The 23,022-nt window shown below is 45.2% G+C and carries 15 protein-coding genes; 13 read left to right on the top strand and 2 right to left on the bottom strand.

The genetic code is table 11. From position 1 onward, the window contains the following. Positions 1–36: 36 nt before the first annotated feature. Genes DWW86_RS10085 through DWW86_RS10075 form a run of 3 tightly spaced genes read left to right on the top strand, consistent with a single transcriptional unit; the run spans position 37 to position 3,816 of the window. Positions 37–792 carry a class I SAM-dependent DNA methyltransferase gene (locus DWW86_RS10085; protein ID WP_117942963.1) on the top strand — a complete coding sequence of 252 codons (756 nt, stop codon included), beginning with the start codon at positions 37–39 and terminating at the stop codon, positions 790–792. An 18-nt stretch (positions 793–810) separates the two neighbouring features. Beyond that, complete coding sequence (gene hslO, locus DWW86_RS10080; protein ID WP_072521781.1) at positions 811–1,689, top strand: Hsp33 family molecular chaperone HslO; 879 nt, start codon at positions 811–813, stop codon at positions 1,687–1,689. 12 nt (positions 1,690–1,701) lie between these two features. Next, a complete protein-coding gene (locus DWW86_RS10075) occupies positions 1,702–3,816 on the top strand; it encodes an NAD(+) synthase (protein ID WP_117942962.1) in 2,115 nt (704 codons plus the stop codon). Here DWW86_RS10075 and DWW86_RS10070 read toward each other — a convergent pair. Continuing rightward, a complete protein-coding gene (locus tag DWW86_RS10070) occupies positions 3,813–4,253 on the bottom strand; it encodes a hypothetical protein (RefSeq protein ID WP_072521780.1) in 441 nt (146 codons plus the stop codon). The two genes, DWW86_RS10075 and DWW86_RS10070, sit on opposite strands and share 4 nt — an antisense overlap. Before the next feature lie 136 nt (positions 4,254–4,389). Here DWW86_RS10070 and addB point away from each other — a divergent pair, with 136 nt between their 5' ends. After that, a complete protein-coding gene (gene addB / locus DWW86_RS10065; RefSeq protein WP_117942961.1) occupies positions 4,390–7,728 on the top strand; it encodes a helicase-exonuclease AddAB subunit AddB in 3,339 nt (1,112 codons plus the stop codon). After that, positions 7,719–11,444: a helicase-exonuclease AddAB subunit AddA gene (gene addA, locus DWW86_RS10060; RefSeq protein WP_117942960.1), complete on the top strand. Its 3,726-nt coding sequence runs from the start codon at positions 7,719–7,721 to the stop codon at positions 11,442–11,444. Before addB ends, addA begins: the two co-directional genes overlap by 10 nt. A gap of 92 nt (positions 11,445–11,536) precedes the next feature. Here addA and DWW86_RS10055 read toward each other — a convergent pair whose 3' ends face one another. Beyond that, entirely contained in the window at positions 11,537–12,946 is a 1,410-nt protein-coding gene (locus tag DWW86_RS10055) for an RsmF rRNA methyltransferase first C-terminal domain-containing protein (protein WP_117942959.1), read from the bottom strand. 192 nt (positions 12,947–13,138) lie between these two features. Between DWW86_RS10055 and DWW86_RS10050 the strand changes: the two genes are divergently transcribed. From DWW86_RS10050 to DWW86_RS10015, 8 genes are all read left to right on the top strand, one after another. After that, complete coding sequence (locus DWW86_RS10050) at positions 13,139–13,462, top strand: PadR family transcriptional regulator (protein ID WP_072521776.1); 324 nt, start codon at positions 13,139–13,141, stop codon at positions 13,460–13,462. Then, on the top strand, positions 13,459–14,154 hold the full coding sequence (locus DWW86_RS10045) for a DUF1700 domain-containing protein (protein ID WP_117942958.1): 696 nt from the start codon (positions 13,459–13,461) through the stop codon (positions 14,152–14,154). Before DWW86_RS10050 ends, DWW86_RS10045 begins: the two co-directional genes overlap by 4 nt. Beyond that, on the top strand, positions 14,151–15,017 hold the full coding sequence (locus tag DWW86_RS10040) for a DUF4097 family beta strand repeat-containing protein (protein ID WP_117942957.1): 867 nt from the start codon (positions 14,151–14,153) through the stop codon (positions 15,015–15,017). Before DWW86_RS10045 ends, DWW86_RS10040 begins: the two co-directional genes overlap by 4 nt. Positions 15,018–15,064: 47 nt before the next feature. Then, complete coding sequence (locus tag DWW86_RS10035) at positions 15,065–15,250, top strand: PspC domain-containing protein (protein ID WP_072521773.1); 186 nt, start codon at positions 15,065–15,067, stop codon at positions 15,248–15,250. Positions 15,251–15,317: 67 nt separating this feature from the next. Further along, entirely contained in the window at positions 15,318–15,512 is a 195-nt protein-coding gene (locus tag DWW86_RS10030) for an alpha/beta-type small acid-soluble spore protein (protein WP_072521772.1), read from the top strand. A gap of 163 nt (positions 15,513–15,675) precedes the next feature. Next, complete coding sequence (locus DWW86_RS10025; protein WP_181985337.1) at positions 15,676–16,392, top strand: ABC transporter ATP-binding protein; 717 nt, start codon at positions 15,676–15,678, stop codon at positions 16,390–16,392. After that, a complete protein-coding gene (locus tag DWW86_RS10020) occupies positions 16,386–20,237 on the top strand; it encodes an FtsX-like permease family protein (RefSeq protein ID WP_117942956.1) in 3,852 nt (1,283 codons plus the stop codon). Before DWW86_RS10025 ends, DWW86_RS10020 begins: the two co-directional genes overlap by 7 nt. A 118-nt stretch (positions 20,238–20,355) precedes the next feature. Further along, a complete protein-coding gene (locus DWW86_RS10015) occupies positions 20,356–23,010 on the top strand; it encodes a valine--tRNA ligase (protein WP_117942955.1) in 2,655 nt (884 codons plus the stop codon). Positions 23,011–23,022 lie beyond the last annotated feature (12 nt).

The raw sequence follows: 23,022 nt of genomic DNA, 5'->3' as shown, positions 1-23,022 counted from the left end.
ATCATCTGCCTTTTTTACCAGCAGGAGAGGAAGAAAATGGAAGCATACAGTAAATTTGCGCAGGTCTATGATCTGTTCATGGACAATATTGATTACGAAGGATGGGCAGACTATGTTACAGACCGCCTGAAAGAATACGGAATTACAGACGGACTCGTCCTGGAACTTGGATGTGGTACAGGTACGATGACGGGATTGCTTGCAGATCGGGGTTATGATATGATTGGTGTGGACAATTCCGAGGAAATGCTTGCAGAGGCAATGGAAAAGAGAGTAGAATCCGGGCAGGATATTCTTTATCTTTTACAGGATATGCAGGAATTTGAATTATATGGTACGGTACGTGCGGTGGTCAGTGTGTGTGACAGCCTGAATTATATCACGGAGAGAGAAGAACTTCTTCAGGTATTTCGTCTGGTAAATAACTATCTGGATCCGGAAGGTATTTTTCTCTTTGATATGAATACCGTACATAAGTACAGAGACCTTATGGGCGATACGACAATTGCCGAGAACCGTGAGGAGGGCAGCTTCATCTGGGACAACAGTTTTGATGAAGAAGGCCTGAATTATTATGAGCTTGCTGTTTTTCTTCCGAGAGAGGATGGACTGTATGAAAAATGCGAGGAAGTCCACTGCCAGAAAGCCTATCCGCAGGAAGAAATCGAATCACTGATAAAAGAAGCAGGTATGGATCTTCTGGCGGTTTATGATGCGTATACGATGGAACCTGCTACGAAGGACAGCGAGAGAATGTTTTTTGTTGCAAGGGAAAAAGGAAAAAATAAATAAAAGAGGTACAGAAATAATATGAAAGATTATATAGTAAGAGCGATTGCTGCGGACAGCCAGATCCGTGCGTTTGCAGCAGTTACAACAGAAACCGTGGAGACTGCAAGACAGGATCACAACACAAGTCCGGTGGCAACTGCCGCGCTGGGACGTCTTCTCACAGCCGGTTCTATGATGGGTGTGATGATGAAGGGAGACAAAGACATCCTGACACTGCAGGTAAAAGGTGACGGACTGATTCAGGGAATTACCGTTACTGCAGATTCTAAAGGACGTGTCAAGGGGTATGTGGGAAATCCGGAAGTAATTATTCCGGCAAATGCAAAAGGCAAACTGGATGTATCCGGTGCTGTCGGCAATGGTTTTCTTCAGGTCATTAAGGATATGGGATTGAAAGAGCCGTATGTCGGTCAGGTCGCATTACAGACAGGAGAGATCGCAGAGGATCTTACTTATTATTTTGCAGCGAGTGAGCAGGTGCCGTCAGCAGTGGGGCTCGGTGTTCTGATGAACAAAGATAATACCGTACGTCAGGCTGGTGGTTTTATTGTACAGGTGATGCCGTTTGCAGAAGAAGAAACGATCGCAAAACTTGAAGAAAATGTACAGAAGATCCAGTCCGTAACGACACTTCTGGAGCAGGGCCATACACCGGAGAGTCTTCTGGAACAGGTACTTGACGGCTTTGATATTGAAATCAACGATACGATCCCGACAGAATTTTACTGTAACTGCAGCAAGAGCCGTGTAGAGCGTGCGCTGATCAGCATCGGACGTAAAGAACTAAATGAACTGATCCAGGAAGGCAAAGAAGTAGAACTGAACTGTCATTTCTGTAATAAAAATTATATCTTCAGTGTAGAGGAGTTAAAAGAAATTCTCAGAAAGTGCAAATAGGAGGAAAAAGCTGTGAAAGACGGTTTTATCAAGGTAGCTGCCGCTACACCGGATGTCCGTGTGGCTGACTGCGAATATAATGCAACAGAAATCATCCGTATGATCCATGAGATGGAAGCGCAGGGCGCAAAGATTATGGTATTTCCTGAACTCTGTATCACTGCATATACCTGTGGAGATCTTTTCTGGCAGGAGAATCTTCTGGAAGAGGCGAAAGTGCAGCTTGTCCGTATTGCAGAAGAAACCAAAGAGGTGGACGCACTGATTTTTGTCGGACTGCCGTTAGAATACAATGGTAAGCTTTATAATGTGGCAGCAGGACTTAATCACGGTGAAATCCTTGGATTTGTACCGAAGACCTGGCTGCCAAACTATAATGAATTTTATGAGGCAAGATATTTTACTTCCGGAGAGCATGTCGACGGCACGGTTCACATTGACCGCGAAGCGTACAAAGAACGGTATGACAGCGATTTTGATGACGTGGAATTTGATATTGAGATGACATCTTTTGATGAGTTTGAAGAACTCGAAGAAATTGATGATGAAGATTTCGGCGGCGAGAACTTCGATGATGAAGACCTTTTTGATGATGACGAGATGGATGATGAACTTTATGAGGAGGATATCTGGATTTCTCCGAATACGATCTTTACATGCGAAGACATGCCGAAACTGCAGATTGCAGCAGAAATCTGTGAAGATCTCTGGGTACCGAATCCGCCGAGCGTTGCACATGCATTTCACGGTGCGAATCTGATCGTCAATCTGTCTGCAAGTGATGAAGTTGTAGGCAAGGATTCTTACCGTAAGAGTCTGGTGAGCGCACAGTCTGCAAGACTTCTCTGCGGCTATATTTATGCAACAGCAGGAGAAGGTGAATCCACACAGGACGTCGTTTATGGCGGACATAATCTGATTGCAGAAAACGGCTCTGTTCTGGCAGAGAGTAAAAGATTTGCCAATGGTGTGATTTATGCAGATCTTGATATTCACCGCCTGGACAATGAACGAAGAAGAATGACAACCTGTCAGTTTGCACCGGATCTGGCACCGGAAGGACAGGACATCAGTTACAACGAAGCACCGTTTACACTGGAAAATACAGAGACAGTTCTTACACGTAAATTTGATTCCAGACCATTCGTGCCGGGAATCAAAGAAGAAAGAGAGCGCCGCTGCGACGAAATCCTGAATATTCAGGCAATGGGACTTAAGAAACGTCTTGCACATATTCACTGCCAGAATGCGGTGATCGGTCTGTCCGGTGGACTGGACTCCACGCTGGCACTTCTTGTGACCGTACGTGCATTTGATATGCTTGGTATGGACAGAAGCAAGACCACGGCTGTTACAATGCCATGCTTCGGAACGACTGACCGTACCTATAACAATGCCTGCCAGTTAAGCGAATGTCTGGGGGCAACTCTGAAAGAAGTCAATATCCGTGAAGCGGTCAACCTGCATTTCCGTGATATCGGACACGATCCGGAAGTGCATGATGTCACTTATGAGAACGGACAGGCAAGGGAACGTACGCAGATCCTGATGGATATTGCAAACCAGTCCGGCGGTATTGTCATTGGCACAGGAGACCTTTCCGAACTGGCACTTGGGTGGGCAACTTATAATGGTGATCATATGTCCATGTATGCAGTCAACAGTTCTGTGCCGAAGACGCTGGTACGTCATCTGGTAAGATATTATGCAGATACCTGCGAAGATCAGAAACTTGCAGAGATCCTTCTGGATATTCTGGATACCCCGGTAAGTCCGGAACTTCTGCCACCGAAGGATGGTGTGATCTCACAGAAGACAGAAGACCTTGTAGGACCGTATGAACTGCACGACTTTTTCTTATATTATATGCTCCGCTGGACATTTCCGCCGAAAAAAATCTTCCGTCTGGCGCAGAATGCCTTTTCAGGAGAATATGATGATGAGACGATTCTGAAATGGCTTAAGACATTCTATCGCAGATTTTTCATGCAGCAGTTTAAACGTTCCTGTCTGCCGGATGGACCGAAAGTCGGAAGCGTTGCCGTATCTCCGAGAGGAGATCTCCGTATGCCGAGTGACGCGTGCGCGACATTATGGATGAAAGAACTGGATCAGATCAGGATCTAACCGGCAGTTTCAGCTTTTGCGACAGCTTTATCGACGGCATGGATAAGCATGAGCGCTGTGTATTTTTGATCGCTGGAATACTCCAGATTTTCCAGTGACTGAGTAGAATAGATCTGGCTGGCGAGTGAGTCCAGCACAGGTTCTACCAGCGGAAACATGGCGGAAGTACTTTCACTTAAGTTGGCAAGATGAATCGAGCGGATACTGTCCTGATCGACGGTCACTTCGACATCAAAGCTGTTGTTATTTAATCGTATAGAGGTCCGGTAAATCCCGGGGGTGTATTTTGAAACGGTGTCTGAGGATGCCGTTTCAGACTTTCCGGGGCCGAACATAAGAAGCATTACTACCCCGAAGATCACAAGGAGCAGCAGAAAAATTCCGGTATAGATTACCTCTTTCATATGTAAGACGATGATTTTGGTTTTCGAACTCATGTTGAAGCCTCCTGATCCAATGGTCCGGTTCCCGGTGTGATGCCACAGGGTTACTGCGGGATATGATTCTGTATATCTTATTCGTATTTTACTGAAATATGTATCATAAAAGTAAATGTTTAGCAGGGAGGTTTTTATGTCACTTCAGTTTATTATTGGAAATTCCGGCGCGGGTAAATCGTACGCAGCATATCAGAATGTGATACGCGAAGCCTCACGAAAGCCGACAAATATGTATTATGTAATCGTTCCGGAGCAGTTTACCATGCAGACACAGAAAACACTTGTAGAAATGCATCCGCAAAAAGGAATCTTAAATATTGATGTACTGAGCTTTGAACGACTGGCGTACCGTATTTTTGAAGAAGTCGGCGGTGATACACGGAAAGTTCTGGAAGAGACCGGAAAGAATATGGTTCTTCTGAAACTGGTACAAATGAACCAGAAAAAACTTGTCTATCTGAAAAATCAGATGAAAAAGCCGGGCTATCTCGATGAAGTGAAATCCCTGCTCTCGGAGTTTATGCAGTATGAAGTCCATGAAGAAGAAATGGATAAGATGATCAATGACGCAGAGGATAAGCCGCTTCTGCAGATGAAATTAAAAGATGTGTCTGTCCTTTATCAGGCATTTCGGGAATTTCTGTCAGATCATTTTATGACATCAGAAGAAGTTCTGGAAGTTCTTGCAAAAGAAATTCCGTTTTCACGGAAACTGCGTGGCAGTACAGTCATACTTGATGGTTACACGGGATTTACACCGGTACAGCATACGGTTATCCGGGAACTTCTGGCAGTCTGCAAAAAAGTTTCCGTGACGGTCACGATGGATGTCAGAGAAGAATTTTTGGCAAAGGGAAAGCCACATGAATTATTTTATATGAGTCATAAAATGATTCGTTCTTTAAGTGAATTTACGAAAGACGTGGAAGAACCAGTCTGGATAAAGAGCGGCAGCAGTTCCCGGTTTGCCGATTCGCCTGCCCTTGGCTTTCTGGAGAAGAATCTGTTTCGTTATCACAGAAAAACATATGATAAAGAGCAGAGTGAGGTACAGCTTTTTCAGGAGGGAACACCGGAGAGAGAGATGCAGGAGACTGCAAGAAGAATTATCCGGCTGGTACGGGATTCACAGTACCGCTACGGGCAGATCGCTGTGATTACAGGGAATCTTGAAGAATACGGAAGTATTGCAAGACATGTCTTTGAAGAAGCCGGAATTCCGTTTTTTATAGATGAGAAACATTCTGTACTGATGAATCCATTTGTGGAATATGTGCGTGCGGCACTGGAGATGGTAAGTCAGGGATTCAGTTATGAAAGCGTGTTCCGATATCTGCGCTGCGGTATGTCCGATATTTCCAGAAGTGAGACAGATCGTCTGGAAAATTATGTGTTGGCGCTCGGAATTCATGGATTTCGAAAATGGGATGAGAGATGGGTGCGGCTCAGTCGCGATATGGATCCGACATCGATCATGGAACTGAATGTTATCCGGGAGCGTTTTGTGACAGAGATTCGATCCCTTGCAGAAGGCTTTGCCGGAAAGAAAAAAACAGTCGCAGAATACAGCAGGTGTCTCTATGAATTTATAGTACAGAGCCGCGTGCAGGAAAAACTTGGGGTACAGGAGCTTTTATTTAAGCAGCACGGCGACCGTGCAATGGAAAAAGAATATGCCCAGATTTACGGGATCGTGATGAACCTCCTTGATAAAATGGTCAGCATTCTCGGGGAAGAAACGGTGTCTGCAGAAGAGTACCGTCAGCTTCTTGAGACGGGTATGGGACAGGCGAAAGTAGCATTGATACCGCCGGGAATCGATCAGGTACTGGTAGGCGATATGGAGAGAACGCGACTGAAAGATATCCGTGCGTTGTTTTTCGTAGGAGTGAATGAAGGCTGTATACCGAAGAATACGGAGTCAGGGGGCATCCTTACGGAGATGGACAGAGATTTTCTTGGAGAACAGGGAATCGAGCTGGCACCGGGTCCCAAAGAACTGATGAATACGCAGCGTTTTTATCTGTATCTCAACCTTACGAAGCCATCCGAGAGACTCTGCCTTTCGTACAGTATGTCCAACGGCAAAGGCGAAGCGACGGGACCGGCATTTCTGATCCGGACCATGCAGACACTTTTTCCGAAACTGAAAACAGAACATGCGCAGGAGCCGCGAAATGAACTGGATCTGATCGAGACACCGAATACAGCAGTAGAATATCTCCTGTCTTGCCTGACCGATGAAGAAAAAAGAAAAGACAATCCGGTATTTGAAGAACTGTACAGCTGGTATTTGAATAGTCCTGAATATCGGACAGTAACGGAAAAATTGACAGAAGCTGCATTTATCCGCAAACCGATCGATCAGATCAGCAAAAGTGTAGCGAAAGCTCTGTACGGGGAAGTCTCACCGAACGGTGCAACAAGACTGGAACGTTTTTCTGCATGTGCGTTTGCTCATTTTCTGAAATACGGTCTGGAAGTAAAGGAACGTGCAGAATACGAATTTAAGGCGATGGATATGGGAAATGTCATCCATCAGGCACTGGAAGATTTCGCAACAGAAATTCACAGAAGAAAGCTTAAGTGGAGCGAACTTTCGGATGAACTGCGGGATGCGATCGCAGATGAATGTCTGGACAAGATCAGCGCCGATTACGGTAATACGATCCTTCAGAGCAGTGCAAGGAACCAGTATATGATCGAACGTACACGAAGGATTCTTAGAAGGACAGTCTGGGCACTGCAGGAACAGCTTCGAAACGGTAAATTTCAGCCGGAGGGATTTGAGGTTTCGATCGGAGGCGGACGGATTGACCGTCTGGATGTCATGAAGACAGACGATAAAGTCTATGTAAAGATCATTGATTATAAGACAGGAAATACGACATTTGATCTGGTCAGCATTTATTACGGTCTCCAGATGCAGCTTGTCGTCTACATGGATGCGGCGGTAAAGGCGGAGCAGCGAAAATATCCGGATGCAGAGGTGAAACCGGCAGGAATTTTTTATTACAATGTCAAAGATCCTATGCTGCAAAAAGAGATGGAAGATGATCTGGACGGACTGGATCCGGAAATCTTTAAGAAACTCAAAATGAATGGTCTGGTCATGGCAGACAGAGATGTGATCGAAGGTCTGGATAAGACAACAATCTCCCTGCCGTTGTCCTACACAACAAAGGGGGAACTGAGAAAAGGTTCTTCAGTAGCTGATGAGCAGGGTTTTGCACTTCTGGATGCTTATGTCAAAAAGAAGATTACTGACATCCGGGAGGCAATACTGGATGGTAATGCAGAAGTTTCTCCTTATGAGATGGGAAACAGGAATGCTTGCACTTACTGTCCGTATCAGGGGACATGTGGATTTGACCGCAAGATACCGGGATATGAGTTTCGCAGACTGAAGCAGTTTGCAGACGATGAGATATGGAAAGCATTTGCAAAGGAGGTGGATGACGAATGGGAGTAATTTGGACTGAGGAGCAGCAGAAAGTGATTTCGCTCCGTAACCGGAATATTCTGGTAAGTGCAGCAGCAGGATCCGGAAAAACTGCCGTTCTTGTAGAACGTATTTTAAGCAAGATTTGCGATCCTAAGAAACCAGTCGACATAGACCGTCTTCTGATCATGACGTTTACCCGCGCGGCGGCAGGGGAAATGAAAGAACGTATCTCAGCGGCAATTGATCAGAAACTGTACGATAATCCGGATAATGAACATCTTCAGCGCCAGGTCTCACTGATACATAATGCACAGATTACGACCATCGATGGTTTTTGTGCATATATCATCCGAAATTATTTTCATATGATCGATCTGGATCCGGGATATCGTACAGCAGAAGAGGGAGAACTGAAACTTCTGCGCGAAGATGTGATGAAGGAAGTGCTGGAAGAGGCATATGCGCAGAAAGATGAGAAATTTCTGAATCTGGTAGAGTGTTATGCAAACGGCAAAACCGATGATGAAATCCGGGATATGATCTATAAATTATATGATGCTTCTATGAGTCATCCGTTTCCGGAGGAGTGGATTGAAGAATGCCTGAGAGTCTATCAGGTGGATAATGTAGAAGATCTTCGGAGTACCAAGTGGATGACACTTCTCTGGGATGCGGCAGAGGAATGTATTTCGGAGATCGATGATCTGTTGGAACGAGCCACACATATCTGCCGGGAAATTGATGGTCCGTATTTTTACGAAACAGCATTGGAAAGTGACAGTCTCCTTCTGAAAGAAGCAAAAGAACGTGCAGCAAAGAGGGACTATAATGGTATGGCATCACTTCTGGCAGCACATAAATATGCACGTCTTTCTGCCAAAAAAGATCTGAATGTAGATGAAGAAAAGAAAAAACAGGTGAAAGACCTTCGTGATACAGAAAAATATATATGGAAAGAACTGGAAGAGCACTATTTCAGCCAGTCTGAAGAACATATTCTGGAGGCATTGAAATACTGCCGGAAACCTATGGAGGGACTGGCGCGGATCACATTACAGTTTAAAGCGGCATTTGCGGAAAAAAAACGAGAAAAAAATGTTCTGGATTTTTCAGATATGGAACATTTTGCCCTGGAAATACTGATGAAAAAAGAAGACGAAGATCTCATCCCAAGTACTGCTGCGAAAGAATTATCTGCCAGATATGAGGAAGTAATGGTGGACGAATATCAGGACAGCAACCTTGTACAGGAAATGATCACTAATCTGGTGTCCGGCTGGGCGGATGGACGTAAAAATATTTTTATGGTAGGAGATGTAAAGCAGAGTATTTACAGATTCCGACTTGCAAGACCGGAACTTTTTATGGAGAAATACCACAGCTATTCTCTTGAAGATGCAAAAGAACAGCGTGTGGATCTGTACAAAAATTTTCGAAGCAGGAGAGAAGTTTTATCTTCGGTTAATTACATTTTTCGCCAAATCATGGGGAAAGATCTCGGGGGCATTACTTATGACGACGAAAATGCACTTTATACAGGAGCTTCTTTTCCGGAAAAAGAACATACAGCGGGAGAGAAAACAAATGACTCCGAAAATACAACAGAAGTTCTTCTGATCGAAAAGGACGGGGAAGAACTGTCAGAAGAAGAAAATGGAAATCAGACGGTACAGGAACTGGAAGCACTGGCCATTGCACAACGGATCCGAAGGATGGTCGGCAATGAGGAGGTGCTGGATAAAGAGAACGGCAGATATCGGAAAGTTGAATACGGAGATATTGTGATTTTACTTCGTTCAGCGACAGGATGGGCGGAACCATTCAGTCAGGTGCTGACATCCAAAGGTATTCCGGTTTACAGTGCATCGCGGACAGGATATTTCTCAGCACAGGAAGTCGTTACCCTTTTGAATTATCTGAGAGTCTGTGATAATCCATTGCAGGATATTCCACTGACCGGTGTACTGCATTCTCCGATTGTGGGATGCACAGTGCAGGAGCTTGCAATCCTTAAGAGTCGCTGCCCGGACGGGATGCTTTATGAGAGCCTTTGTGCATACTGCGAACTGGAACAGGCGGAACTGACAGAGGAGGAAAAGTGCCTGCAGGAAAAATTATGCGCTTTTCAGGCTCAGCTGGAAGAGATGCGGAATTTGTCCGCGTATACACCGGTACATGAACTGATTCTTCACATTCTTTCCGAGACGGGATATGCAGATTATGTAAAAGCTGTGCCGGGAGGTGCGCAGCGTGGGGCAAATATTCATATGCTTGTGGAAAAGGCAATGGATTATGAGAAGACGAGTTACCGTGGACTGTTTAACTTTGTCCGTTATATCGAAAAGCTCCAGAAGTATGAGGTGGATTTTGGCGAAGTAAATCTTGCAGATGCCGGAAGTGGTGCGGTGCAGATTATGACGATCCACAAGAGCAAGGGCCTGGAGTTTCCGGTCGTATTTGCAGCCGGAATGGGGAAACAGTTCAATTTTCAGGATATCAACAGTCGTTTTCTGATCCATCCGGATATGGGATTTGGGGTAGATGTGATCCTTCCGGAAAAAAGACTGATTCTTTCTGCGGTTCATAAGCAGATCATCCGCAGACAGTTACAGAGAGAAAGTCTGGGAGAAGAGCTGCGTGTGCTTTATGTAGCGCTGACAAGAGCAAAAGAAAAGCTGATCATCACAGGATGTATCGGTAAACTGCCAGATGTCTGTAATGCATTAAGTGTTTATATGGATCATGAAGAACCGCTTCTTCCGATGGCCGTGCGCGGAAAGGCAAGAACTTACTGGTCTTACATTTTGCCGGCGCTTGCAAGGCATCCGGCAATGCAGGAACTGTTTCATGAATATGGAATCACAGAGAGACCGGCTGTGGTCTGCGAGAAGGAAAATGCGCATTTTACAGTACACAAAGTGACCGTGGCAGAACTGGTTCAGGGTGAAATTCTGGGGCAGACGGATACGCAGATGCAGGAAAAATTTCTGAAAGAATGGGACAGTAACAGAATCTACGATGAAGAGGTCCACAAGCTGCTGAAAAAGCGTTTCAGTTATCAGTATCCATATGCATATCTTAGGGATCTTCCGGTGAAAGTAAGTGTTTCCGAACTTAAGAAGCGTAGCTGGCACGGGGAAGATGACCGAGAGGAAGCACTGTTTTCAGATCCGGATATTGTGCCGCTGGTGCCGGATTTTATATCAGGGGGAGCAGAAGAATATAAGGGAGCCGCACGGGGAACGGCATATCACCGTCTGATGGAGTGCCTGGATTACACAGCAGTGGATTCAGAAAACCAGATTCACAAACAGATCACTGCCCTTACAGAAGCCAAAAAGATGGCATACGAAGAAGCGCAGTGCATCCGGATACAGGATATCATGACATTTTTGCATTCGGAGATCGGGCAGCGTATGAAAAAAGCTTTTGAGGAAAATCAGTTATACAGAGAACAGCCATTTGTACTTGCACAGAGTATGAAAAATATCGAAAAAGACTGGAATGGTGAGGAAACGGTTCTGGTACAGGGAATCATTGATGCGTATTTTGTAGAAAATGATGAAATCGTACTTGTCGATTACAAGACGGATAAGGTTCGAAAGGGTGAGGAACAGTATCTGATCGATCATTATCATACACAGCTTGAAGATTATGCGCAGGCACTGGAACGCATGTTGCAGAAAAAGGTAAAAGAAACTTATATTTATTCATTTACACTTGGAAAAATGATCCCGGTATAAAATATGACATAAGATATATGACAGGAAATCAGTGTACGTGCCACCGGTGCCTCTTTGATACGCAATACAAAAAGTCCCGCAGGACAGAGAGATTACACTCTCCAGCCTGCGGGATATTTGTTTTTGAAGGTCTGGCCAACCAGCTTGCCAAAACCGAGCGGGTAGCCTTCGACACAGAGAAGATGCCACCCTTTTGTATGGGCAGCTTCTGCCGGTTCTATATTCAGGGTTTCACCTTTCAGGTAGCGTGTGAGCCGCTGATCATCTACGGAAAGAGAAATGATTCCGTCTACATCACCCTTTCGAAGTGCCAGTGCAAATGGTTCAGACGGCTCAAAGCGGTTTTTCTTGAGATCCCCGAGGTACAATCCGTTTCGTAGGAATGTAAGACCACGGAAATCACCGGTAACCGGAGGAAGGTAATAAACTTTGTCTTTACGTGTCTCGACACGGTTCCAGTCGAATGGCTGGCCGCTGAATGTTCTAAGCCCGATCTCCTTAAAGAAGAGTTCCAGCCATTTACGGGTGTCCGGATCAGGTTTTACATAAGAAAACTGTCCGATCAGATCAGTACGGCCTTCTTTGCGGAATAATGCCATAAAATGTCCCTCCCCCTGCATTTTGTGCGGGAAAAGGTGAACACAGCGGGAAAGTGCAGAATTGCCGTTTCCCCATGCCGGAATTCCGGGAGCGAAGCCTTCGTAAGTCGGAAGTTCCAGAAGCTCCATATCCGGGCGGTTTTCGAGAAGATAAGAAATGACTTCTTCATCTTCATTTGGAGCGAAGGTACAGGTGGAATAAAGAAGCTGTCCGCCGGGACGCAGCATATCCGCAGCCTGCAGGATCAGTTCTTTTTGCAGAACAGAAAGCTCGTCGGATTTTTCCGGTGTCCAGTCACGGGCAAGGGCTTCTTCCTTGCGGAACATACCTTCACCGGAACACGGCGCATCCAGCAGAATTTTATGGAAAAATTCCGGAAAACGATCTTTCAGATGTGCAGGTGTTTCGTTGGTCACGAACGCATTAGTGATACCAAAGAGTTCTACATTTCGAAGCAGTGCACGCGTCCGGGAAGAACTGATATCGTTAGCGACAAGAAGTCCACTGCCGTTTAACATGGCTCCCAGTGCAGTTGCCTTGCCGCCCGGCGCCGCGCAGAGGTCGAGGACGTTTTCTCCCGGAGTGACCGGCAGGCAGGAGGCCGGTGTCATGGCACTTGGCTCCTGCAGATAATAAAGTCCTGCCTGATACAGCGGACAGAAAGAAGGACGGACATCTTCAGGATAAAAATATCCGTTCGGGATCCACGGGATTGGCGTGACCGGAAACGGTACAATCTTTTCAAATTCTTCGCAGCTTATCTTTGCGGTATTGACACGCAGCCCGTAGGTGCGTGGCGCTTCATAGCTTTTTATAAAATCTTCGTATTCGTCACCCAGCATATTTTGCATACGTTCCAGAAATGCAGGGGAAAGAAGGTCGGTAATGTTATAGTCAGACATGTAATTCTCCTTGTTCAGTAAAATATCCTGAGGATTCGGCCACAGGAACTAAATATAATGAAATTATAAAATAGTTGAGGAAAATAGAAAATACTATTGACAAAACTATATTATATGACATATAGTATTGCTAACAAAATAATATTATATTAATTTACAATATTACAGGAAATATAAAAAGGAAGTGAGAGCATGGTATTTAACACAGGTGCGGCACTTCTGGATGCGATCGTTTTAGCTGTAGTATCGAAGGAGAAAGACGGAACCTACGGTTACAAGATCACCCAGGATGTACGGAGTGTGCTGGATGTATCCGAATCAACGCTGTATCCGGTGCTGAGGAGACTGCAGAAGGATGAATGCCTGGAGACATATGATCAGGCTTATGCAGGCAGGAACCGCAGATATTATAAGATCACAGAGAAAGGCATGGCACAGCTGAATCTCTACAGAGTCGAATGGAAAGCCTATTCGACAAAGATTTCGAAGCTGTTTGAGGGAGGCATAGAATTATGAACAGAGCGCAGTTTATGGAACAGTTAAAGAAACTGCTTTCTGATATCTCAGAGGAGGAAAGACAGGAGGCTCTTGATTATTATGAGAGTTATTTTGATGATGCCGGAGAAGATCAGGAAGCAGAGGTGATCCGGGAGCTTGGAAGCCCGGGTAAAGTTGCGGCAATTATCAAAGAAGACTTAAAGAACAGTTCGCAGAATTACGGAGAATTTACAGAAAGCGGATATCAGGATGAGCGTGTAGATGATGAACGGCAGATGCCACAGAGTCGTGCAGAGAAGGGCTATCATGCAGAGCGCAGGGGCGGTAAGGCAGGTGTGATACTTGTACTGATCCTTCTGGTATTTATTTCACCATTGATCAAGGGTGTAGCCGGTGGGATCATCGGATTTATTGTGGCACTGATCTTACTTCCGCTTATCCTTGTACTTGGCGCAGGGGCAGTTGTTATCGCACTCTTTGCAATCGCAGTGATTGCAATTGGCGCCGGTATTGGAGCATGTGTGACAGCGGCACCGGCATTTGGTGCTCTTGGAATCGGCATTGGCCTGATTTTGCTTTCTCTTGGCCTGGTTGGACTTGTATTTTTTGTATGGGCGTCGAGCCGTGCACTTCCGGCAATTCTTCGCAGGTTCACGGATTTTTGCGGCAATATATTAAACAGGGGCAAAAAGGGAGGTGACTGGGCATGAGAAAATTTTCAAAAGTGGTACTGGTCATAGCAGCGGCTGTCGGCGTAGTGGGAATTGGTCTGACGATAGGTGGTGTTTCAATGGGCGCAACGATCACGGGATTGAACTTATCCAAAGACGGATTAGGCAGTGCTGTCCGGCAGACTGCAAAATATGTAAGTTTTGGGGATGAAGATGACTGGAATCAGGACTGGGATGAGATTGATGAATCGGACAGTAAAGAGGCAGCCGGAACAAACGGAGAAATCTATCTGGTAGATGGAGTATCAAAACTTGATCTTTCTATCAGAACAGGAGAACTTTATCTTAAAGAATACAATGGAAATGAGATAAAAGTTGAAGTTTCAGGGAAACATAGAGAGAAAGTACGTGTCGGACAGGAAGGAGATACGCTGGTTCTGGAAAGCATCGGCAGGGTGCAGGACAGAGAAATTACGGTCAGTTATCCGAAGAAAACGGAATTTGAGGAGGCGTCTGTAGATGTGGTAGCCGGTACCGTAAATCTGGATGATAATTTTTATGCAAAAAAACTGGAGGTATCTGTAGCTGCCGGAGAATTTACAAATGACAGTACGATTACAGCAGAGAAAGCAGAGCTCACTGTTGGCACAGGAAATATTGATCTTGAAAATCTGAAAGTACAGAATCTGGAAGCAGATTGCGGAATCGGAAACATCGATCTGGGTATTGATGGAAAAGAGAAGGATTATGATTATGAAATCTCCTGTGCGGCAGGCGCGATAGATATCGGTGACAGTTCTTTTAGCGGCCTCGGGCATGAGAAAAAAATCAGCAATCCGGGATCATCCGGAAAGATGACTTTCGACTGTGGTGTCGGAAATATCACTGTGGATTTTGAGTAATGATAAGAACAACGAAATCAAACTTTTTCAGAAAGAAGGATTTTACTATGAGGAATAAACGACTTTACAAATCATCTGTTAATTACATGCTTTGTGGTGTCTGCGGTGGTATTGCAGAATACTTCGATATAGATCCGACACTGGTGCGTCTTGCATGGGTGCTCCTGACCTGCTTCGGCGGTGCGGGAATCTGGGCGTACATCATTGCTGCGATCATTATTCCGAAGAGCTGATAAAGGTGTATATTTTTCTGAAAAAATGTCTATACTCTGAGAAATGAATAAAAGGAGTAATCAGGACATGAATAAAGAAAAAGAAGTGGAAGCCTATCTTAAGAATGAACTTCCGGAAGAAGAAAAGCTGAAATATGAGATTGCGCAGGAGCTTGGAGTGCTGGATAAAGTACTGGAAGGCGGATGGAAAAGTCTTTCGGCAAAAGAAACCGGGAGGATCGGTGGCCTTGTGGCAGGCAAACGTAAAGAAAATGAAAATTAGGACACAGAAAAGTTGCTGTGAACGGAGTGAACAGTAACACAGAAAAAACACTGTTCGGATGTTGTTCCGAGTGGTGTTTTTTTGTTATAATAAAAGTAAGATACTTCGGAGTCATCCGCAGGCAGAAACTTATTATACATAACAACGAAAACAGGAGAAAAATATGGCAGATATGCAGAACGCATATGTAAAACTTGATAAGGTATCAAAAATATATAAAATGGGAGAAGTCAAGATCAAGGCAGTCGATGAGATCGGCTTCGAAATATCAAAAGGAGAATTTGTGGTTATCGTCGGACCGAGTGGCGCGGGCAAAACGACGGTTCTCAATATCCTTGGAGGCATGGACACTGCAACGAAGGGAACGGTGCTGGTGGACGGTAAAAATATCACAGATTATAACAGCCGCCAGCTGACTGCCTACCGCCGGGATGACATCGGATTTGTATTTCAGTTTTATAATCTGGTGCCGAACCTTACTGCACTTGAAAATGTTGAACTTGCCATGCAGATCTGTAAGAATCCGCTGGACGCAGGCAAAGTATTAAAAGAAGTAGGACTTGAAGACCGTATGGGAAATTTTCCGGCACAGCTTTCTGGTGGAGAGCAGCAGCGTGTGTCCATTGCACGTGCACTGGCCAAGAATCCGAAGCTTCTGCTCTGTGATGAGCCGACCGGTGCACTTGATTATCAGACTGGTAAGGCAATACTGAAACTTTTGCAGGATATGTGCCGCCAGAAGGGAATGACCGTGATCGTTATCACGCACAATTCGGCGCTGACGCCGATGGCAGACCGTGTGATCCATATTAAGAACGGAACGGTTTCTTCAATGGAAATGAATGAGCATCCTACACCGGTGGAGGAAATCGAATGGTAGGAAAAAGAAAACATAGAAAAAAAGCACTGCATAAAGAATTCTGGATGGAAGTGCGCAAGAGCCGGGCACGTTTTATTTCAATTTTCTGTATTGTTGCACTCGGTGTTGCTTTTTTCTCCGGAATTCAGGCGGCGTCTCCGGACATGAGAATGTCGGGTGATGCCTATTATAACATATCAAAACTTATGGATCTCAAGATTATCGGTACAATGGGACTGACGGAGGATGATGTGAAAGCGGTGCAGGAACTTTCGGGAGTCGGAAGTGTGGAAGGTGCATATTCTACAGATGTGATCTGTGGAGAAAATGATTCACTGAAAGTCCTTCATGTGGAATCCTTAAATAAAGAAGTCAATCAACTCACTTTGACGGAAGGCAGTCTTCCGGAAAAAAGCGGCGAGTGTTTTCTGGATTCCACGTTTGCAGAATCGCAGGGATATGAAGTGGGCAGCAAGCTCGTAATCCGGCAGGAGGGAGATTCGAAGCTTCTGAAGACGGAAGAGTACACGGTTACAGGTATCGGAAAGAGCCCTCTTTATATTTCGTTCAACAGAGGCAATACCACGGTGGGATCCGGCGAGGTAAATGGCTTTGCGTATGTGCTTCCGGAAGAGTTTGATTCTGAGTTTTTTACGCAGATTTATGTGCGCACAAATGAGGGGGAAAAGGTCACCAGCTATACCGATGCATACGAAAATCTGATTGATAAGGTTCAGAAAAAAGTCGAGGGAATTGAAGAAGGGCGCTGTCAGATACGCTATGATAAAGTTATGTCAGAGGCACAGGACAAGATATCTGATGCAGAAAAAGAACTGGAAGACGGTAAGAAAGAAGCCGACGAAAAGCTTGCCGATGCCAAGAAGAAACTGGACGATGGCGAAAAAGAGTTAAAAGACGGCGAGAAGAAATATAATGACGGCAAAAAGCAGCTTGAAGATGCCCGTAAAGAGCTGGAAGACGGTAAGAAACAGCTCGCGAATGCAAAAACGCAGATCCGTGACGGCAGAAGTCAGATCGCATCTGCGAAAGAACAGGCGGCGGACGGAAGAACACAGTTGGAAGCTGCGCAGAAGCAGCTGGATGATGGATGGAGCCAGTATAATGCCGGAAAGCAACAATATGACGAAGGCAAAGCGAAATTTGATGCAGCCAAAAAGGAGTTCGAGGCAGGCAAACAGAAGATTGCAGATGCAAAAGCTGATTTAGATAAGAAGCAGCAGGAACTTACTGCGGGTATTGCACAGGTAAAAGCCGGACAGACCACAGTAGATACACAGATTGCACAGCTTAATGCGCAGATTCCGCAGCTTGAGGCAGGAATCAGTCAGCTGGAGCAGGCTGCGGCCGGACTTGCGGGGGCACAGCAGGCAGTGGAGGCAGCACAGAGTGCAGTCAGTCAGGCACAGGATGAGGTAAATGCAGCACAGGCGGCTTATGATGAAGCAAAGCAAAAAGCAGATGCCGGAGATGAAGAAGCGAAGGCGCAGCTTGATGCGCTTGCGCAGAATCTTTCAGAAGCGCAGGCAGCACTTGGGGATGCAAATACAGCAGTTGGAACCGCACAGGCGACACTTAATGCATGTCAGCAGGCAGATGCACAGAAAACAGAGCTTGAAAATAATCTGGCAGCAGCAAACAGTGGACTTACGACTCTTCAGGCGAAAAAAACCGAACTTGCAGGAACACTCGCGACACTGAATGAAAATCAGACACAGATCGACAGCGGCCGTACAACGCTTAATGCGCAGGAAGCAAATCTAATTTCGGTACAAAAAGAACTTGATACAAACGAAAAGACGCTTGCAGCCAGCAAGAAGCAGCTGGATGCAAGTCTTAAGAAGCTTCAGAGCGGACAGAGTGAACTGGATGCAAATCGTACAAAACTTGATTCCGCAGATGCAGAGATTGCTGCAAATGAAGCAGAGCTTAATTCAGGCGAGGCAGAGATTGCCGCAAATGAGAAGAAACTGACCGACGGCGAAAAAGAAATCAGGGAAAATGAGGAAAAATTAAAAGATTCCGAGCAGAAATTAAAAGACGCCCGTAAAGAGCTGGAAGACGGAAAGAAAGATTATGAAGACGGACAAAAGGAAGCTCAGGATGAAATCAAAGACGGCCAGCAAAAAATAGACGATGCAAAGAATGAACTGAACGATCTGGAAAAACCGGAGTGGATCATCACAGACCGTAACGGACTTCCGGAGTATTCAGATTATGGAGATAATGCAGATCGAATCAAAAATATTGGTGAGGTTTTTCCTGTGATCTTTTTCCTGGTCGCTGCGCTGATCAGTCTTACGACCATGACGCGAATGGTCGAAGAACAGAGAACACAGATCGGAACGATGAAGGCACTGGGCTACAGCAAGATTCATATTGCCTCGAAGTATTTAAGTTATGCATTTCTGGCGACGGCAGGAGGCAGTATTGTCGGTATCCTGATCGGTGAAAAGATATTGCCGTTTATCATTATCAAAGGATATGGAATGATGTACCACAATGTAGATAAAACACTGCAGATCCATTACGAACTTAAGTATGCACTGACTGCTTCGGTGGCAGCACTGATCTGTACTGTCGGGGCAACTGTATTTTCATGCTATCGTGCGCTGGCAGAGACACCGGCATCCCTGATGCGTCCGCCGGCACCAAAAGAAGGCAGGAGAATCCTTCTGGAGCGGATGCCGTTCCTGTGGAAACACCTGAATTTTACATGGAAATCCTCTCTTCGAAACCTGTTCCGCTACAAGAAACGTATGTTTATGACAGTTTTCGGAATTGCAGGAAGTATGGCACTGATGCTGGTCGGTTACGGAATCCGGGATTCAATTTCTGATATTGTAAAGCTTCAGTATACAGACCTCCAACGTTATGATGCGATGATCATATCGGACGATGATGCGACTGATGCAGAGAAAAAGGAACTGCAAAGTTCTCTGGAGCAGAATGAAGATCTGGATCATTATACAAATATCCAGCTTACCAAGCTTACAGCGCCGAACGGAAAATCAAATTTAAGTGTGTATGTTTATGTACCGGAAGATCTGGAAAAATTCAAAAAAGATGTTACTTTACAGAACCGTGTCACGAAGCAGCCTTATGAGTTACCGGAAGAAGGTGCGGCAGTCAGTGAAAAAACAGCGACACTTCTCGACTTAAAAGCCGGAGATGAGCTGACATTGAAAAAAGACGACAAAGAATACAAAGTAAAGATTTCCGTGATCACCGAAAACTATGCCGGACATTATGTATACATGTCTCCACAGGTATATGAAGAAAGCTTTGGCGAGAAACCGGATTACAGTGACATTGTATTTACGGTAAAGGACAAATACAAAGATCAGCTTGAAGAAATCGGACAGAAGATCATGGAGTCACCGGCTGTCTTAAGCATCAGTTACACATCCAGCACAGTAGAGATGGTAGACCGCATGCTCAGTACGCTGGGGAGCGTAATCGTAGTACTGATCGTGTCTGCCGGAATGCTGGCATTTGTTGTTCTTTATAATCTGAACAATATTAATATTACCGAGAGACAGAGAGAACTTGCGACACTGAAAGTCCTGGGTTTCTTTGATATGGAAGTGTCGCAGTACGTTCTGCGGGAAAACATCCTTCTTACGATTGCAGGAATCCTTGCAGGATCGGGATTTGGTATTCTGCTGCACCGTTATATCATTGTGACGATTGAGGTGGATGCCGTCATGTTCGGACGAAATATCCGCCCGGTCAGCTTTTTGTACTGTGCCGTGATCACCTGTATTTTCTCTGTGATCGTAAACATCTTTATGCATAACAAACTGAAAAAGATCGACATGGTCGAATCACTGAAATCTGTGGAATAAGTATACAGATAACTACAGGGACCCCCATAATCTGTGAAAAATATGCAATCCGTCTTGACAAGGCGAAAAAATGCAATTACAGTAGATGGGAGATGCTTTTTTTAATCAGGAGGACATTATGAGCAAAGAACTTGCAAAGACATATGACCCGAAGGGTCTGGAAGACCGCCTCTATCAGAAATGGATGGACAACGGATACTTCCACGCAAAAGTAAATCCAGATAAAAAACCGTTTACCATTGTTATGCCGCCGCCGAACGTAACCGGACAGCTTCATATGGGACATGCACTTGATGAGACCATGCAGGATATCCTGATCCGTTTCAAGAGAATGCAGGGGTATGAAGCTCTGTGGCAGCCGGGAACCGACCACGCTGCAATCGCAACAGAGGTTAAGGTTATTGACAAACTCAAAAAAGAAGGAATTGACAAACACGATATCGGACGTGAGGAATTCCTGAAACATGCATGGGCATGGAAAGAAGAGTACGGCGGAAAAATCATCAATCAGCTCAAGAAGCTCGGCGCATCTGCTGACTGGGAAAGAGAACGTTTTACAATGGATGAAGGCTGCTCCAGGGCTGTACAGGAAGTATTCATTCGTTTATACGAAAAAGGATATATCTACAAAGGCTCCAGAATCATCAACTGGTGTCCGGTATGCCAGACTTCTATTTCTGACGCAGAAGTTGAGCATGAGGATCAGGATGGATTTTTCTGGCACATCAATTATCCGATCGCAGGAGAAGAAGGACGTTTCGTAGAGATCGCAACTACCCGTCCGGAGACACTTCTCGGAGATACTGCAGTTGCAGTAAACCCGGAAGATGAGAGATATAAAGATCTGATCGGCAAGATGCTGAAACTGCCTCTTACTGACCGTGAGATCCCGGTGATCGCTGACGAATATGTAGATAAAGAATTCGGAACGGGCTGCGTTAAGATCACACCGGCACATGACCCGAATGACTTCGAAGTAGGCAAACGCCACAATCTTGAAGAAATCAACATCATGAATGATGATGCTACTATCAATTCTCTCGGCGGTAAATACGCAGGTATGGACCGTTATGAGGCACGTAAAGCCATGGTTGCAGATCTGGATGCACTGGGTCTTCTTGTGAAAGTAGTTCCGCATAATCACAGCGTCGGTACACATGACCGTTGTGGTACAACTGTAGAACCTATGATCAAACCGCAGTGGTTTGTACGTATGGACAAGATGGCACAGGCAGCTATGGATGCGCTGAAACCGGGCGAACTGGAATTTGTTCCGCCAAGCTTTGGCAAGACTTATTTGCACTGGCTTGAAAATATCCGTGACTGGTGTATTTCCCGTCAGCTCTGGTGGGGACACAGAATCCCGGCTTATTACTGCGATGAGTGCGGTGAAGTTGTAGTTGCAAAAGAAATGCCGGAGAAATGCCCGAAATGCGGATGCACACATCTGCATCAGGACGAGGATACTCTGGATACATGGTTCAGTTCCGCGCTGTGGCCGTTCTCTACACTGGGATGGCCGGAGAAGACACCGGAACTGGAGTACTTTTATCCGACAGATGTCCTTGTGACAGGTTATGATATCATCTTCTTCTGGGTTATCCGTATGGTATTTTCAGCACTTGAGCAGACAGGAGAAGTTCCGTTCCATCATGTACTGATCCACGGACTTGTACGTGACTCACAGGGACGTAAGATGAGTAAATCTCTCGGAAATGGTATCGATCCTCTGGAAGTTATTGATAAATACGGTGCGGATGCACTGCGTCTGACTCTGATCACAGGTAATGCACCTGGAAATGACATGCGTTTCTACTGGGAGCGTGTAGAGTCCAGCCGTAACTTTGCAAACAAGATCTGGAATGCATCACGATTCATTATGATGAATCTGGAAGGCAAGACCGTGACAGAACCGGCAGATCTGAATGATCTCTGCTTCGAAGACAAATGGATCCTTTCCAAGTTGAACACCGTAATTCGTGATGTTACAGACAATATGGACAAATACGAGCTCGGAATCGCTGTACAGAAAGTTTATGACTTCCTGTGGGATGAGCTTTGTGACTGGTACATTGAGATGGCGAAGGTCCGTCTCTGGAAAGCAGACGAAGATCCGAAGGCAGCAAACGATGCACTTTGGACTTTAAGAACAGCCCTGACTGAAGGTCTGAAACTTCTTCATCCGTATATGCCGTTTATCACAGAAGAAATCTACTGTACACTTCTTCCGGAAGAAGAATCCATCATGATTTCCGACTGGCCGGTATATAAGGAAGCATGGGTATTCCCGGAAGCAGAAAAAGCAGTTGAGAGCTTCAAGGAAGCTGTCCGCGGTATCCGTAATACACGTACTGAAATGAACGTACCGATGAACCGCAAGACCAGCCTCCATATTGTAGGCAAAGATGCAGAGACATGTGCAAGATATGAAGCATGCAAGAAATCCTTTGTAAACCTTGCATTTGCAAAAGAGATCCTTGTACAGGAAGATAAAGAAGGCATCGGCGAGGATGCAGTATCTGTTGTTGTATCCGATGCAGTAGTTTATATGCCACTTGAGGATCTGGTAGACCGCGAAAAAGAGATGGAACGCCTTAAAAAAGAGCAGGATCGTCTCGCAAAAGAAATCGCAAGATGCCAGGGAATGCTGAGCAATCCGAACTTTGTCAATAAAGCTCCGGAAGCAAAAGTAAACGCGGAAAAAGAAAAACTTCAGAAATATGAAGAAATGATGGAAAAAGTAAATACACAGCTTAAACAGATGGATAAATAATAAAGGAGCATT

It is taken from the genome of Ruminococcus sp. AF17-22AC, from assembly GCF_003460065.1.
GTDB lineage: Bacteria > Bacillota > Clostridia > Lachnospirales > Lachnospiraceae > Blautia_A.
Note: the sequence above shows the minus strand (reverse complement) of the source record. Positions and strands in the feature narration are given on the sequence as shown.